Annotated in this window: 7 protein-coding genes; all 7 read left to right on the forward strand. The window is 64.3% G+C overall.

Annotated elements, in window-relative coordinates; translation table 11 throughout:
• Window positions 1–2: 2 nt before the first annotated feature.
• The 7 genes from J0W34_RS07235 (at window position 3) to J0W34_RS07265 (ending at window position 16,926) form a co-directional block, all read left to right on the forward strand.
• Window positions 3–506 (forward strand): type II secretion system protein, encoded by a 504-nt coding sequence (locus J0W34_RS07235; protein ID WP_227816845.1) that lies wholly within the window; start codon window positions 3–5, stop codon window positions 504–506.
• 116 nt (window positions 507–622) lie between these two features.
• Window positions 623–1,360 carry an ankyrin repeat domain-containing protein gene (locus tag J0W34_RS07240; protein WP_230971210.1) on the forward strand — a complete coding sequence of 246 codons (738 nt, stop codon included), beginning with the start codon at window positions 623–625 and terminating at the stop codon, window positions 1,358–1,360.
• A 96-nt stretch (window positions 1,361–1,456) separates the two neighbouring features.
• Window positions 1,457–2,218 (forward strand): XrtB/PEP-CTERM-associated transcriptional regulator EpsA, encoded by a 762-nt coding sequence (epsA, locus tag J0W34_RS07245; RefSeq protein WP_227816847.1) that lies wholly within the window; start codon window positions 1,457–1,459, stop codon window positions 2,216–2,218.
• Window positions 2,219–2,512: 294 nt separating this feature from the next.
• Window positions 2,513–3,280 carry a PEPxxWA-CTERM sorting domain-containing protein gene (locus J0W34_RS07250; RefSeq protein WP_230971211.1) on the forward strand — a complete coding sequence of 256 codons (768 nt, stop codon included), beginning with the start codon at window positions 2,513–2,515 and terminating at the stop codon, window positions 3,278–3,280.
• 78 nt (window positions 3,281–3,358) lie between these two features.
• Window positions 3,359–4,717, forward strand: coding sequence for a hypothetical protein (locus J0W34_RS07255; RefSeq protein WP_227816849.1), 1,359 nt, complete (start codon window positions 3,359–3,361; stop codon window positions 4,715–4,717).
• A 185-nt stretch (window positions 4,718–4,902) separates the two neighbouring features.
• Window positions 4,903–6,510 (forward strand): ShlB/FhaC/HecB family hemolysin secretion/activation protein, encoded by a 1,608-nt coding sequence (locus J0W34_RS07260; RefSeq protein ID WP_230971212.1) that lies wholly within the window; start codon window positions 4,903–4,905, stop codon window positions 6,508–6,510.
• A gap of 48 nt (window positions 6,511–6,558) precedes the next feature.
• Entirely contained in the window at window positions 6,559–16,926 is a 10,368-nt protein-coding gene (locus J0W34_RS07265; protein WP_230971213.1) for a two-partner secretion domain-containing protein, read from the forward strand.
• Window positions 16,927–17,014 lie beyond the last annotated feature (88 nt).

The following is a 17,014-nucleotide window of genomic DNA, read 5'->3' on the forward strand; positions in this document are numbered from 1 at the left end:
CTTTGAGGCGCGCTCACGCACAGGCAGGTTATACCTACCTGCTCATTCTTTTCGTGGTGGCCGGGCTTGGCCTGCTGGCTGCCGGCCTGGGCCAGACGTGGCGCGATCGGGCACAGCGCGAACGCGAGGCTGAACTGCTTGCGGTCGGGGTGGAGATGGCCCGTGCGCTAGCCAGCTACCAAAACCGCTCGCCCGATGCCGGAAAGCAATGGCCTGAGTCGCTCGATGTCCTGGTCGAGGACCGGCGGTTTGCGACACCCCAACGGCATCTGAGGCGCATTTACCGGGATCCGATGACCGGTGAAACGGACTGGGGACTTGTCCGCGACAAGGGGAAAATTGTCGGTATTCACAGTCTGAGCGAGAAAGTTCCGTTCAAGACCCACGACCTCCCCGAAGAGCTGGGGGAGGGGGGCGAATCCGCGAAAAGCTATCGGGAGTGGGTTTTCAGGCCGGTCATGCCCGCCTCAGGCGGCGAGCAGCCGCAGACGCCTGAGCGCGACTAGTCCTTTCGGACTACGGTCGGGTACCTGACGCAGTCAAACTCATTGGCTAACGTTCGGCAGCTTGAATCCTTTGGTTTCACTCTTGCTGCCCACCGATGCCCATCCTGAAGTCTCCAATGCTGTTTCTGCTCGTGAGTGTCTCCATGGCGCACGCCGACGACGTTGCGCAACGCAATCGTCTGGCGGCACCCGAAGCACGTTATGACGAGATTCGCGCGGATGCGCCCGCATGGCAGACGCCGGTGCGCGGGCAGCTGGACTATCAGCTGGCGCTCGCCGCTCAGAGTCACGACTGGAAGGCCGTTGAAGCCGCGCTGGCCGAAGGGGGTAATCCCAATACTCGCGTCAAGCATGTACCCAGTGTGCTGGTCGAGGCGGCGCGTGCCGGCCGGACCGAGACGGTGCGCAAGCTCCTCAAGGCGGGCGCGGATCCCGATGCGCGCGCGCTGGATGGCCAGACTGCATTGACCGTTGCCGTCATCAACCAGGAGGCGAGCTTGCTGCCGCTCCTGATCCACGCGGGTGCCGATGTCAATCGCTCAAACAGCGGCGGCGACCGACCGCTCGGCCTGGCGCTTTCGCTCGGTCGCGCGGATCTGGCCGACCTGCTGATCGACGCCGGCGGAGATATCGACGCCTTCGACGGCGATGGGCGAACCATGCTGTCGGTCGCTGCCCGGCATGGCGACATTGCGCTGATCGAACGGCTTGTCAGCGCCGGGGCCAGCGTCAACACTGTTGGCAAGGATGGGCGCAGCGCCCTGCAATGGGCGGTCACAGCAGGGCAGCCCATGGCAGCCCAGGTCTTGATTGCTCACGGCGCACTTATCGGCGACCTGAGCGAGGGGCACTGATATGCGTTGCGAAGTCATGACAACGACGTGCGGCCGACTTACGACTGCAACGTGTACCGCCGACAATTTCATTTCCAAACGTTTCCGGTTCTGGCCATGAGTGACCAGGTTTCGCTCGACACTGCTGATCTGGAGCGTCTCTTCTTCACGATCGACACTTCGATCAAGGTCACGAAGCGCTTCCAGTTTTTCTTGTGGGCCCAGGGCGCGCTGCAAAGCTTCCTGCCGCACGAGACCATGATCTGTCTTGTCGGTGATCTGGGGTCAATGCGCTTGCGACATGAAGTGTTCTCGCGAGCGCTCGTGGCGCCCGAACTGGACGAAGTCATCGCCGACCGGATCAACGGATTTGTGCCGGCCATCGTCTCTCGATGGGTCGCCAATGATCATGCGCCCCTGAGCTTTCACGAGCAGTCCGTCCCCCACGACAGCCTCAGACGGCTGATGCCCGGGCATCTGCTATGCCACGGAATGCGCCACGGCGCCGGCCAGTTCGACTCGATGTTTATCTTTGTCCGCACGCCGACCGAGGCCAGCGGGCGCGAGAAATATCTGGCCGAACTGCTCATGCCGCACATGCATACCGCAGTGCATCGCGTCTGCACCAACGAAAGTGCCAGCCGGGGCACCACCCACGAACCCCACTCCCTGTCGGATCGGGAGGTTCAGGTTCTGCACTGGATCCGTGACGGGAAGACCAATCATGAAATCGGGCAGATCCTCGGGATCAGCCCGCTGACGGTCAAGAACCACGTCCAGAAGATCCTGCGAAAGCTCGATGTGGCCAACCGTGCACAGGCGGTTGCCAAGGCGGCGGCTGGCGGGCTTTTCAACGGCCAGGCCAGCGCCCGGGCCTGACCGGTATCGAGCGGGCGCTCGCTCGCTGCCTGTTCGTCAATCCCTTCCCATCGAACCACGCGCCTAGTCCTATCGGCCCATCTGCCGGAGGTGTCCGGCGTCTCAGGGCCGACATGCGACATCCCTAGAGTGGCGCATGTCGTTCTCATGGACCAGTGCGGTAGTGCCAACGGACTACGTTGATGACATATCAATAATCACCGCCTGTAAAGCGTGCTGACGAGAATGGGCTCCGACTTCTCTCATTGGAGTCGGGGGTCACCCCAACTGAGCAAACTCAAGGAGTGTTAGACAATGAATTTCAAGACCAAAGCCCTGGTTGCTGCGCTTGCCCTGTCGGCAGCCGGCGCCGCCAACGCTGCCATCACCACTTTTGAAGAGGCAGGCGGTGGCTCTATTGTTTTGTCTGTCTGGGACAAGACCAACCAGGTCTCCGCCATTTTCGATCTGGGCATCGATACCGGTAGCTTCACCCCCGCTACGGCGACCGCCAACATGAGCTGGGACCTGAGCAGCGGTGATTACGCCGACGTCTGGGCCGCCGTGAGCGGTTACGACATGGCCAACACCTACTTCATGGTTTTTGGTGGTGATCGCACGGGCTCGCTGATTACCGATCAGTATTTCGTGTCCACGGCAACCAGCCAAGCGGGCGTCGATGCCATGACGGCTCAGGCAATCCAGAAGTTCGTTAATCAAGACACCCTGCTAATCAACAGTAACGCGCTGGGTAATCACGCGCTCGTTGAAAATGGTGCAAACGTCGACGTTGGTGGGCCTTCATACCAAGGCACCTCGATGGGTGACAACTGGGCCACTTGGTCCACTTTCACCGCGACCGCTCTGATCGGCGACTCCTTGGGTTTCTACGCCCTCCAGGGTGCCGGCTCCGCCCGCAACGTTTACGTGACCAACGAAGTGTTCGCTGGCGAGTTCTCCATGAGCGCCGCGGGTCAGCTCAGCTACGTGACCGCCCCCGTGCCGGAGCCCGAGACCTATGCCCTGATGCTGGCGGGTCTTGGTCTGATCGGTACCGTGGCCCGTCGTCGCGCAGCCCGCTGATTCAACTGTCTTCACGCATCTTCTCGACCCGGTGGTCGAGCGGATGCGCACTGCCCGAATACCAAAAGGATTGATGCAATGAAACTCAAGATGATCGCCCTGGCCGTGGCTGCCGCCGCTGCCGCTGCACCTGCCGCTGCTGCCGTGCCGACCATGGCACAGATGTCCGGGGCCTATGCCGCCGGCCGTTACATGAACGTCTCCGGTGCCTCCGCTACCAAGGCGTCCGTGAAGAAAGCCTTCCAGAACGCCTGCGCCACCCCGGCCGACCTGGTGACCCTGACCAACGATGGCAAGGACGTTAACGCCTACGCTTGCATTCTTGCCGGTGGCAAGGGTTATCCGGCCGCCTGGGCTGGCCAGACCGTGGTGATGTTCCACACGGTCAAGGGCGGTTCGCTCAACTCCATCCTGGGCATGTCGTCTGATGCCGCCCAGCAGGTGAACTTCGTGTCCTCCACCCTGGCCGGCTGCTCGGGCAGCGGCACGGCCTACACGGGTTGCGCCGCCGAGAAGCGTCGCTCCAACGGTGGGTTCTCCGACGTCGAAAAGGCACTGTTTGCCGACGTCCTGGGTGCCACGCCGCCGGCTGGTGTTGACCTCAACAAGATCGAAGTGACTCAGGCACTGGCCGGGCAGTCCTTCGGTATTGCCGCCTCGCTGCCGCTCTTCTATGCCCTCCAGGCGGCCCAGGGCATCAGTTGCGCAGCGGGTGATTTCTCCGCCGCCTGCACCCCTTCTATCTCCCGCACAGAGTACGCCACCCTCGTAGCCAAGCAGAACGCGGGCTCCATCGGCTCCTTCTACGGCTGGGATGTGCTGGATCTGGGTTCTTCCGCAAACGGCACCGCCGGTGATGGCCAGGACGAGGATGTCATCGTTTGCCGTCGTCCGGTCACCTCGGGTACTCAGGCATCCTCCAATGCCTTCTTCCTGAAGAAGAATTGCACAGCTGCTGGCTATGAGCCCTCCACGCCGACTGATTCCGTTGGCAAGTATGTGGTCATCGAAGGCTCCGGCACGTCCGACGTGAAGGCTTGTCTAGGCGACGGCGAAACGGCGGCTGCCGGTTCCAAGTTCCGTATCGGTGTGGTCTCTGCAGAGAACGTGCCGGAGGCCACCGACAAGTGGCAGTGGCTGAAGCTCGACGGCGCAGCGGTGCATGCCGATGCGGGTCAGCGCAAGAACACCATCGAGATGGAATATCAGTTCGCCATGGAAATGGTGCTGCACACCTCGTCTGAAACCACCATCACCCCGGTGAACCAGAACACGGCCCTGAAGGCCCTGACGGCGGAGCTGGGTAACGAGACCAGCCCGAAAACCGGTCTGTACATCGTCCCGAACGGCGGTACGTACTACACCGGCCCGGGCGGTGTGATCGGCCGTGCTACCAACGGTGGCAACAGCTGCGCAGCCATGGTCGAGTTCCTGTAATTCGCCCGGCGTGGCGGGTACTTGATACCCGCCTTGCGTGACTAAAGGGGGGCCTTCGGGTGCCCCTGCAACGAGCCTCTTTTCTGAAGAGGCTCGTTGTTCTTTCAGTTGCCGGGTGCTCGATGGCCTTGAAGGCACGTTGGTCGAGACCCGATCGATATAACGAAAAACGGAACGTCGTCCTGATGCCCAATCGGAGATCGGCCACCTGGCTTCGCCATGTGTGTGCCCTCGTGTTCTTCTGGTCTGCCCTCAGCCTGGCGCAGGGGCTGCCTGAGCGATTCATCCTTACCGAGATCCAGGTCAAAGGAAATACCGTGCTCCCGCAAACAACGGTCGAGCGCGCCATATACCCCTTTCTCGGCCCGGACAAGTCGGAGGCCGACATGCTGGCGGCGCGTGACGCGCTCGCCGCCGCCTACGAGGCGGAGGGCTACCTGTCGGTGCAGGTACGCCCGGTGGCCTGGACCCAGCAGGCGAGGGATGCGTTTCTGTTCACCTTTGAAGTGACCGAAGCCTCCATCGAGCGCGTCCGGGTCAAGGGCGCCGAATACAACCTGCCCAGCGAAATCCGCGCCGAGGCCGAATCGATTGCGCCCGGCAAGGTGCCGCATTTCCCCTCGTTGCAGGAGGATCTGGGACGCTTGCAGCGACGGGCCGACATGTCCGTCACGCCGGTGTTGCGCCCGGGCCGTGACCCCGGACGGATGGAAGTGGAACTGCAGGTCGAAGACACACTCCCCCTGCATGGTTCGATCGAGTTGTCCAACCGTCAGAGTGCCGATACCTCGGCCCGTCGTCTCGAAGCCGCCGTGCGCTACGACAACCTGTGGCAGGCGCAGCACAGCATCGGGCTGAGGTTCATCAATTCGCCGCTCGATACCGATCAGGTCGAGGTGTACTCCCTGGTCTATGGCATGCCGCTGGGCGGCCAGGGGCGGCGGCTTACGGTGTTTGCGGTCGAGTCCAACAGCAATGTGGTCACCGCACAGGATTTCGGGTCGCAGGGGAACGGCATCACCGTGGGCCTGCGCTACTCGATTGAGCTGCCCGCACGGCAAAGTGGCCTGTTCCATTCGGTGTCGGCGGGTGTCGACTACAAGCACCTGAAAGAAACGAGTGGTCTCGTTGGTGCAGACCGGAGCGACAAGCCGGTGATCTACATGCCGCTTGCACTTCAGTACAACGCGGCGCTGCCGGGAGGCGACCGGACCTGGGTCTTCGGGGTGGGGAGCACCATTGGCCTGCGCGGTCTGACCGACAACAACGTGGACTGCGACGGCATTGCCACGGTGGATCAATTCGAATGTCGCCGCGCGGGGGCCAATCGCAACTTCATGACCGGGCGCGTCGATCTGGGCATCCGCCAGTCATTGGGACAGTGGCGTCTGAACGCCGACCTGGCATCCCAGTTCGCCAGCGGCCCGCTGATTTCAAGCGAACAGTTTGCGGTCGGCGGCGTGGATTCCGTACGCGGCTATCTCGAAGCCGAAGCGCTGGGTGACGACGGTGCACGTCTGGGGCTGCAATTGACCTCACCCGGCTTTGCCCCCAAGGCCTGGCCGCTGGCGGTCAATGCGCTCGCTTTCTATGAGACCGGTTGGGTGCATGTCCAGGAGTCACTGGACGGACAAGTGGAGAACCAGGTGCTGGCCGGGGTCGGCGTTGGCCTTAGAGCGAAGGCCGGCAAGTTTCTATCGGCCGCGATGGACTATGCCCATGCGCTGCGAGACGGGCCGCAAACCCGAAAGGGTGACGACCGGTTGCATGTGTCCGTCGGGCTTGAGTTCTAAATCAATCTGGATGTTGGTCGCCCCGGGGCGGCGTTGGGTGGTGGCGTCATGAATCAAAATCGTTTTCGACTGGTGTTCAACGAGCGTGTTGGGGCCTGGCAGGCAGTGCCCGAGACGGCACGCGCGCGTGGCAAACGAGCATCGAGCGGTGTGGCGGCAGCGCTGGCTACTGTGCTGCTCGGTACTTCGGTGGCCGCGTTCGCCGAGCCGGCGGCAAATGCCTTGCCGGTGCCGCGCCTCGACTTCGTGAGCCGCGGCAGTGTCAGCGCGCCAGTCACCAGCGGGGCGGTGATGCGCATCGACCAGCATTCCGACAAGGCCGTGGTCAATTGGTCCAGCTTCAATGTGGGCCGGGACGCTACCGTGCGTTTCAACCAGCCGTCCTCTTCTGCGGCCATTCTCAATCGCATCTGGGACAGCCGCGCCAGCGAAATTTACGGCCACCTCGAAGCCAACGGGCAGGTCTATCTGATCAACCGCAATGGCATCCTGTTCGGCCGGAGCGCGACGGTGAATGTCGCCTCGCTGGTTGCCTCGGCGCTGAACATCAGCGATGACCTGTTCGAGGCCGGCTTTCTGAACAATCCGCAGGCGGGCAACAATCCTGCCTTTTTCCTCGACAGCGCGAATTACGACGGTTCGACCGTCGCCGACGCGCAGCAAGTCTTTCAGGCGGCGAAAGTGGTGGTGGGCGAGGGCGTAACCATCAACAGCGTTGACGGTGGGCGGGTGATGCTGCTTGCGCCGACCGTGGAGGTGGCCGGCAAGGTGCAGACCCCCGGCGGCCAGGCCGTGATTGCGGCGGGCGCCAAGGTCTATCTGGCGGCGAGCGAGAACGAAAACCTGCGCGGCATTCTGGTGGAGGTTGATCCGCTCAATCCCAACTTCAGCACCGGCGACAGCGACGGCGATGGAAAGGTCACCATCGACGAGGCAGCCGAGGTGGTCGCACGGCGTGGCAACGTGAGTATTGCCGCCTATGCGATTCAGGTCGATGGCAAGATCGCCGCCAGCACGGGGGCCACCGGAGCGGGCTCCGTGTTCCTGCAGGGGCGCGACTCGGTGAAGGCCCAGACCGACCCGAATGCGGCGGCCTATAACTATGCCTATTCGAACCGGGCCGGCGAGGTGACGATCGGCTCGACAGGGCGGGTGGAGGTCGGGATCGAAAATGCCGGGACCGACACGTTGCTCGACAGCGTGGACGCGCCTGCGTCACGGGTCTCGGTGACCGGCAGCAAGATCCTGCTGGAAGACGGTGCACGCATCAGCGCGCGTTCGGGCACCGTGTCGATGATCGCTACCACGCGGTTTGATTTCGAGAACGGCATTCAGCGGCTGTCGTTCGGCGATACCGGCCTGAACCAGCGCCCCATCGACGTCAAGGATGTCGATCCGGGTTTCGTGCTGGTGCCGGGTGAAACCGGCAGCGATGCCCGCATCGTGATTTCCAGGGGGGCGAGCATCGACGTCTCCGGAATGCGGGGAGGCGAGGATGTCGGCGCCACGGTCAGCGCGGCGCGAAATCAGATCGACGTGAAGTTTCTGCGTGCCGAGTTGAAAGATGCCCCCTTGCAGCGCAACGGTATTCTGTATCGCAAGGACGGTAGCTTCGACCTGGGTAAGGCGCGTGACGGCGTCCTGCGCATTGCCGACCTGTCGGGCTACGCTGCACTGGTCAAGCGCAGTATCCAGGAACGCAGCACCGATGGAGGCACGGTGCGCCTGCTATCCCAGGGGGATGTGGTCGTCGACACGGGGGCAAAAATCAACGTCTCGGGGGGTTGGACGCGATTCCTTTCGGCCGATATCGTCACCACCGTACTGAGCGCAAACGGTCTGCTCTTCGATATCGAGGCGGCTGACCCGGATCTCATCTACACCAGTATCGCGACGAAACGCACCACAATCCCGACCTACGATGAGGGGGCTGATGGTGGCACGTTCGAGGTGGTGACCCGCAATGCGGTGCTCGATGGCGATGTGGATGCCACGGCTCGTGTGGGGCTCTACCAGCGCCAACGGGGTGCGGCGGCGCCGAAGCGCGGCTCGCTGATCGTGGGGGGCGCCATCGGCAATGGTGACCTGGCAACCGACGGGGTTGAATTCGCTGCGGGCGAGGCGCTGGGAGCCGCGTTTCACGCCGACCCGTTGAATGCCGGCCTTGGTGCGCGCGCCGGCACACTGAGTCTCGACCCGGCACGGCTGGTTGCCTCGGGATTTCAGAACATCGAGATCTACTCGAATTCAGGCATTTCGATCCCAGCGGCAGCGACCTGGTCGTTGCCAGCACTGACATCGCTGACGCTGACGGCGGTTGACGATATCGCGATCAATCGCTCCATTCGGGGGGCCGGACTTGAACTCGCGGCGTCATCCACGGCGGGCGGTGTGAGCGTGGGCGATGGGGTTGCGATCGACACCAGCGGGCTGTGGGTCAACGATTCGCTGGCGCTGTTGACCGGCCGTTCTCCATATGCCGGCCTGATGGCGCTTGACGGTGGCGAGGTCACGCTATCGGCCTCCACGGCGCTTGTGCTCGGTACCGGCAGTGTGATTGACGTGTCCGGCGGTGGCGCCGTCGATAGCAGTGGCCGTTTCACGGCAGGGGACGCCGGGGCGATCAATCTGGCGCACACCGGTGGGCGTGCGCTGGATGGCGGCGTGACGCTCGGCGGCAACCTGATGGGCTATGCCTTCCAGTACGGCACCGAAACCGGGGGCGGCGGTGCCCTCAGCCTGACGGCCGACGATATTGTGGTCAATGGCACCGCCAATTCGAGCGAGTCGCTCGTGCTCGACGACGGGCTATTCACCCAGGGCGGATTCTCCAGCTACGCTCTGACGGCCACCTGGGGGGCCGTTGAAGTCGGCGCCGATAGCCGGATCAATCTGGCGCGATCGGTGCGCAGTCTCGGCCGGGCCCATGCCACGGCAGGCAGCGCGTCCGAGGCTCGTGCCGGTTCGACCATGGCGCGCGTCAACGCGTTTGTCGATGATCCGGCGCAACTGGTCCTGAGCGCCAATAGCCTGCCCGAGGATGTTCCGTCGCCCGAACCTGAGGATCGTCTCCGTGTGGGGCGTGTGCTGTTGAACGACGGCAGCGCCATCCGGGCCACTTCGGGCAGTGAAGTCACGTTTTCTGCCGGCCGCCAGGTGATGGTCGGGGCATCGATTCAGGCCGCGGGTGGTGATGTCAGCTTCAGGATCGCCGACACGGTGGACAGCAATGGTAGCGACGTGGGCTATTTTGACGATCAGGGCATCTTCCTGAGCGGCGCGGCGTCGGTTGATGTCTCGGGGTATTCGCGGGTCTTCTCCAACGTCCTGGGACAGCGTTCCGGGAGCGTGTTCGATGCGGGCACGATCAACTTCACGGCGAACAAGGGTTACGTCATTGCGCAAAGCGGAAGCCAGCTGAAGGCGGACGGTGTCCTTGATCGCGTCAACCTGAGGAATGGGGCAAGCCTCACGGTCGCCAGTGCCGGTGGGGTGATCAACGTCAGCACCCGCGAGGGTGGATTGATTGCCTCGGACATGAGAGCCCGGGGTGGCGACGCCACTGCCCGCGATGGCCGTTTCCATCTGAGGTTGAACCGGGATAACAACGATGCCGTTGCCCTGCGTACCGGTGGCATCGCTTACCCGACCGGCGAACGCGTGATCCGCGTCGTCGATTCGCTGCCCACGCTCGGCGCCTGGCAGGTGGGTGAGGCGGTGCCGGGTGAGCTGATCGCCACAGCCTACGTTACTCCGGCGTCGCTCTCCGCGGCCGGGTTCGACAACGTGACCCTGAATAGCGACAACGTCGTTCGACTGGAAACGGAAAGCGCGCTATCGGCCACGCAGTCCCTGCGCATCGAGTCGCCGGTGGTGGCTGTCAGCGATGGAGTCGAGGGGCGGATCGAGGCACCGCACGTGGCTTTCGTCTATGACGACAAGGACGATCAGGTGGCGCGGAGCGTTGGCGATGGCGCCGGGGTGCTCACCGTATCGGGCAACACCATGGATGTGGCCGGTCAGGTCGGCTTTGACAACCTTGACGCGCTCTACGTGGCCCTGACCGAAGACCTGCGCCTGAGCGGTGTGCAGCCGAACGGCGAGCGCATCTACACGGGCAGCCTCACCGCTGCCGGCGATGCCCATGTCACGGCTCGCCAGGTGTACGCCAGCACGAATACGAGCTTCGACGTCGATCTGGTCACGCCGGGGGCAAGCTTGACGATTGACGGGACCGGGCATGTCCCTGACACCCCGCTGTCTGCCGGCGCAAGGCTGACCCTCTCGGCCGATTTCATTGACCAGGGGGGCGTCGTGCGTGCGCCGTTTGGCGAACTGACGCTCTCGGCCGCCGAGACCCTGACCCTGCGTGACGGCAGCATCACCTCGACCTCGGGTGAGGGAGCCTCGATCCTGTTCGGCCTGCTCGAGGGCAGCGACTGGGTTTTGCCTTACGCAGACGGTTCGAGCGACGTGCTTGCGACCGCGCCGGGCAAGGTGGTCAAACTCGAAGCGTCGGCAGTGGACATCCAGACCGGGGCGGTGGTCGACCTGTCTGGTGGTGGGGAACTGCTGACTTACGAATTCACGCCTGGGTCCGGCGGTTCAACGGATGTGTTGGCCCGGCCAGGCACCTACGCCATCCTGCCCGGCTACGATGGCAGCTACGCGCCCATCGACGCAGCGCATGAGGCGGGATTCGACCTGCCGGCCGGAACGACGATCACGCTGGGCGCCGGCAGCGGCGTGCCGGCGGGCACCTATGTCCTGTTGCCGGGCCATTACGCACTGTTGCCCGGCGCCTACACGGTCACACGGCTCTCGGGTCAGGACATGCTGGTGAGCGAAACCACACGGATGCCGCTTGGTGGCTCGGTCATTGCGGGCACCCTGTCCGAGGCCGCCGCAGGGAAGGGAGATGATCGCACTTCGCGCTGGCTGGTCGAATCCGGCGCACTGACGCGGGAACGCTCGGCATTTGTCGAGACGAACGCGGACACCTTCTTTGCCGAGCGAGCTGACGCGGCCGGCCGTGTGCGCCCGCGTGGCACGCAGGACGCCGGTCAGCTGGTCGCATCAGCAGCCCGTGCGCTGACGCTGGATGGTGACATTCGTTTCGATGTGGAGGACCAGACCGATCGGGGTGGTTTGCTGGACATCGATGCCAACCGGATTGCCATCGGCGCGCCGGTGGCCGATGCGTTGGTGATTTCAGTCGATCAGCTCAATGCGTCCGGCGCGGACAGCATCGTCATCGGCGGGCGTCGCGACATCGACAGGGAGGGCAATACCACGCTGCAGGTGGGCGCGAGTGAGGTCAGCCTCGATTCGCCCCAGACGCTGCGCGCTGGCGAAGTCGTGCTGGCAGCCACGGACACCGTCAGGATCGAGGATGGCAGCAGCATCGAAGCTGATCCGGGTGTCGCGATCGGGGACGCCGGCATGACGACAAGCGGTGACGGCGCACTGGTGCGTGTGGCCAACGGCGGTGTCAGCGTCGCGCGGACCGGGACGAATAGCCTGGCGGGCGTCGCCAGTGTCGGCAATGCACGGCTGACCGGCGAGCACGTCCAGATCGACGCCACGTTGAGCACCTCGATCAGCGGTCAGGCGCATATCGACAGCCGCGCTTTCGCGCTGGGCGCCGACCGGATCACCCTGGGTGATGCCAATCCGGCACAAGGCGTCGGGCTCGATCACGATGCGTTGCGCAGTCTGACGAGCGCCGACGACATCGTCCTGCGCAGCTATACCTCCATCGATTTTGCCCAGTCGGTCGATCTGGGTTCGGACGTCAGTCCACTCAGCGCGTTGACCTTCGATTCGGCACGCGTGGGATGGACCGGACCGGTCGGCGGTGTTGCCCGGATCGTTGCCCGGTCAGTGACCTTCACCAACACGACGGGGACGACCCTCAGCGATGCGGGCGCGCGCGAGTTGACCGGCAATGGCGGGGTGCTCAAGGTCAGCGCGGTTGGCAGTGAGGCCGGCGCCGGGGTGGTGACGGTGGGCGAGGGTGGTTCCTCGATTCGTGGCTTCGATGCCACCGAGGGGCTCCAGCTCAGTGCGGAGCGCGGCATGGTGTTCGCTGGCTCGGGCCAATTGTCCTCTGCGGGCAATGTGCTTATCACCGCGCCGACCATGGTGGCCGAGGGGGGGGCGGACAGTGGTATCGAAGCCGATGGGGTCCTGAGGGTCGATGCTTCGAACCTGACTGACGGCGCGGCGGAACTCGGGGCTGCGCCCGGTCGCCTGCGTCTGGCCGGGGCGAGCGTGTTCCATGGCGGATCCGTCGAGCTGCCCAGCGGGCGCCTGACACTCGAGGCGAACTCGGGCGACGTGGTGCTGGTTGATGGCGCTCATCTTTCGGTGGCCAGCCTTGTCCGGAACTTCGATGGTTCGCAGGTCGCCTTCGATGCCGGTACGGTCGAACTCATTGCCAGCGGAAATGTGAGGGTCGACAGCGGTGCGACCGTGGATGTCAGCGGTCAGGTCGATGCCGACGCGGGCACGCTGGTGGTCACGGCCATTCAGGGGGCGGCGACACTCGATGGTCAGCTGCTGGCCGGGACCGGGTCGGCCGATGCAAGAGGCGGCGTCTTCAAGGCCGACCTCGGCCAGCTGTCGAGCCTGGACGCGCTGGCCGCGGCGACCCACGAATTCACGGAGGGGCGTCACATTCGCTTGCGCGAGGGCGACCTCGTGCTCGGCGCCGCCACGCGTTTGCAGGCCGCGTCGGTCAGCCTGGGGGCAGACAGGGGCGACGTGACGGTCGATGGTGTCATCGACGCCCGCGGGGCTGATGGCGGTGAAGTGCAACTGGCGGCGCGTCGCGCAGGCGCTCAGGGCGGGCAGGTTGCGCTCAATGGCCAGATTCTCGCCAATGCCACCGGGGCAGATGGCTCGGGCGGCCGGGTCGAGCTGGCGGTGAGTGCGGACACCGCCGCCGGGGAGACGGACACCCGGATTGCGCTCGATGCTGGCGCCGTTGTCATGACAGCGGGTCGAAATGCCCAGGGCAATGCGATGGATGAAGGTACACTGATCCTCAGTGCGCCCGTGGTGGCCCGGGCCTCCGACTCGACGATCAATGTCGAGAACCGCGGCGCCTCCCTGTCCGGCATGTCCGCGGTGGAGGCACGCGCCATGATCGTGCAGCGAACCACGGGCGACCTGAGCGTCGACGCCCTGTGGCAGACCCGGGTATCGGGCAGTCTGCAGTCGCTGCACAACCAGTACGCTCAGGCGATCGCCACGCGTGTCGCCGGCAGCAGTGGTGTGGCGGTCAATGTGACGCCCGGCATCGATGCGCAGGCGACTGGTGACATCACCTTGGCCTCGAACCTCGATTTCAACGCAGGGAACGGAAGCACCTGGCGATTCGGAAACGCAGACGAGCTTGGCGGGCTGTTGAGCCTGCGCGCAGCGGGCGACGTGAATGTGGCGCAGTCCATTTCCGACGGCTTCGCCTCGGCGAGCAGCAGCACCGTCACGACCCGGGCGGATGGTTGGGACTACCGGATCGTGGCCGGCGCCGACCTGTCAGCCGCCGATGCGCTGGCTGTGGCGGGCGATGGTGATCTGAGCCTGTCGGGGGCGGCGCTCATTCGCAGCGGGACTGGCGACATCGATATTGCGGCCGGTGGAAATGTTCTCCTGCCGGAAAGCCGAAACGCGATCTACAGCGCTGGCCGTTTGGTCACCGATGTACCGGCCTTCGCCAAAGTGACGGGGGGGCGCGGCGGCAGCGGGTTGAGCCCCGTGTTCACGACTGATGGCGGGTCGGTCAACGTGCATGCGGACGGCGACGTACTCGCCGTGGCCGGACCGTTGTCGCCGTCGCAGTGGTTGTGGCGCCAGGGCGCAGTCGTGCGCACTCGGGTGACGGAGAGCCCCGCCTATTGGGTCGAGTTCGCGAACGTGGCGCAGGTGATCGGTGCCTTGGGTGGCGGGGATGTCAGCGTGACGGCGGGGGGTAATCTCGTTGATCTGGCCGTGGCCGTGCCTCAGACCGGCGTGGCCACCACCTCCGAAGGTGTGAAAACCTGGGGGGGCGGAACGCTGAATGTGATGGCCGGCGGCGATCTCGTGCGGGGAGACTATCTGCTGGGCGCTGGCGACGGCACGATTCGTGTCGATGGACGCGTACGTAACGAACACGAAGGCACGAGTGCCGACGGCGTCTTTGCGTTGCGGACCATGCTGTATGTGGGTGACGCGCAACTGACCCTCAACGCGCTGGGCAATGTGTCCGTCCAGTCGGTGATGGATCCCGCACTGCTCCCGCTGGTGGCCGCGAACGGATCCCGTCGGCTCAGGTTCAGCAGCATGAGCGCGGACAGTGCCGTCGACATTCGTTCTGCCGCCGGTGGGGTGACCTTGGGGAATCCCGCACAGGAGTTCGTGGGCAACGGTCTGGCCATCGCGGCTTCGTCTGTCGCTTTGAACGATGCCCAGGATCTGGGCGCGGAGTGGATCGGGTTCCAGCTCCTTCCGGCATCCGTGTCCGTGATTTCGATGCTCGAGAGCGTCGTGTTGGACTCGGGCAGCGCCCCCACCTACATGATGCCGGCACCGTCCGGACAACTGGCGCTGATGGCAGGAACGTCGGTCGAGGTGGCCGAGGGGCAGGCTTTCGGTCTGCGCATGTATGACATGGATGCCAGCCTGATCGGCAGCCTGTCCAATGCCCTTGAGACAGACGATTTCAGCCAGGTGTTCGTGGCCTCGGAAGGGGCGGTGCGCACCACGTCCAATCGATTGACGAGGGCCTTGCACGCCGGCGATGACGATCCGGCGCGCATCGTGGCTGTGAACGGCGACATTTCCGGCAGTTTCGTTATTTCCAAGGCAGCCGAAGTGGTGGCAGGTGGCGATGTGCGAAACCTGCGCCTGATCACTGCGCATGACGATCACCTCGACACCACCCGTGTCGAGGCCGGTGGCGACATCGTCGTGACCGAACAGCGTGAAGCAGCGACCAACGCCCGCTTGCTCAGTGACGCCGGCATCATTGTGCACGGCCCCGGCGAGCTGCTTGTCCGTGCCGGCGGTGATGTCAATCTGGGCACGGGAGAGGGCATTCGCTCGGTGGGTAATTCGGTGCATTCCGTGCTGCCCGATGGCGGTGCCAATGTGCGCGTGATCGCAGGGCGTCCGGCCACCATCGATGCCGGTGCCTTCGCGTTACGGTATCTGACGCCGGGTTCGGAGGCCCGCGCTGAACTTGTCGCCTGGCTCAATGCCAGTGGCCATTCGGTGGCCGATACCGATGCTGCGGTGGCCGCGTTCGCCACGCTGGACGAATCCGCTCAGATCGAATTTGCCTCGCATTGGCTCCGTCAGGCATTCATCAGCACCTATCTGAACGGTGCGGGTGATCGCGATTACACGCGTCAGTGGTCCGATTACGCCACCCGCCGGGGCTTGCCGGCCGATGCCGCGTCGGCCGGCGATCGCGATCTGGACCGCTTCCGCTACCAGGTTCTTTGGCAGGAGCTGATCGCGGCTGGCAGTGCAGCCGAAGTGGTCAAAGCCGATGCTGAAGCGAATCCGGGCAAATACTCGGCGGCGGAACTGAGTTCGGAGACGCTCTACGCGCGAGGTTTCGAGGCGCTGGATCTGGCAGGGCTGTCGAAGCCCTTCGGGATCAACGGCGACGCCCGTCTCGTGTTCAGTCAGGTCAAGACGGAAGATGGCGGCAATCTGGACATTCTCGTGCCGGGGGGCAGCCTTGACGTGGGGCTGGTGAATCAGCCGGCGGGCTTTTCCAAGTCGGCTTCCGAGCTGGGCATCGTGGCCACCCGGGGCGACGTGAACATCCTGGTCGACGACAGCATTGCGGTGAATCAGTCCCGGGTGTTCGCGCTCGACGGTGGCGACATCCTGATGTGGGCCTCGACCGGTGATGTGGGTGCCGGCAGTGGCGAGCGCACGGCGCTGTCGGCGCCGCCGCCCGTGCTGACCATCGACCGCTTCACCGGGGCGGTCAAACTGGAATATCAGGGGGCGACCTCGGGTTCGGGGATTGCCACCATCTTCACCGATGCGTCGATTACCTCCGGCGGCAACGTGCGGTTGTATGCCCCGGCGGGCATCATCGACGCGGGGGAGGCGGGCATCCAGTCCAGCGGCAATCTCGAACTGGGTGCGATTGCCGTGCAGGGCGCCGATCTCATCGTCTCGGCGGGTTCCAGCAACGTGGCAGCAGCGCCGTCTGTGCCGCAAGTCGCTTCGGTGAGCAATCCGGCCAATGATGCGGCCGCTGCAGCCAACGACCTGATCGAGTCGGAACCGACTGCCGCCGGCCAGGGGGGACTGTCCTCGTTGCTGACCGTCGAGGTGCTGGCGGTGGGGCCCGATTGCGAGGGTTCTGACCGCAACGCCGATGAGTGTCGTCAAAACGAAGGCGGGTAAGCGTTTTCATGTCCCCTGCACCGGGCACTGCCCGACCGATCGAACCCCGCCTGTGGCGGGGTTCTTTTTTGTGACTTTCAGGTAGTCC

The organism is Nitrogeniibacter aestuarii (assembly GCF_017309585.1).
In the GTDB taxonomy this organism is placed as follows: domain Bacteria; phylum Pseudomonadota; class Gammaproteobacteria; order Burkholderiales; family Rhodocyclaceae; genus Nitrogeniibacter; species Nitrogeniibacter aestuarii.

Coding starts and splice junctions, on each gene's coding strand:
- J0W34_RS07240 (WP_230971210.1), top strand. CDS start 623: ATGCTGTTTCTGCTCGTGAGTGTCTCCATGGCGCACGCCGACGACGTT.
- epsA (WP_227816847.1), top strand. CDS start 1,457: ATGAGTGACCAGGTTTCGCTCGACACTGCTGATCTGGAGCGTCTCTTC.
- J0W34_RS07250 (WP_230971211.1), top strand. CDS start 2,513: ATGAATTTCAAGACCAAAGCCCTGGTTGCTGCGCTTGCCCTGTCGGCA.
- J0W34_RS07255 (WP_227816849.1), top strand. CDS start 3,359: ATGAAACTCAAGATGATCGCCCTGGCCGTGGCTGCCGCCGCTGCCGCT.
- J0W34_RS07260 (WP_230971212.1), top strand. CDS start 4,903: ATGCCCAATCGGAGATCGGCCACCTGGCTTCGCCATGTGTGTGCCCTC.
- J0W34_RS07265 (WP_230971213.1), top strand. CDS start 6,559: ATGAATCAAAATCGTTTTCGACTGGTGTTCAACGAGCGTGTTGGGGCC.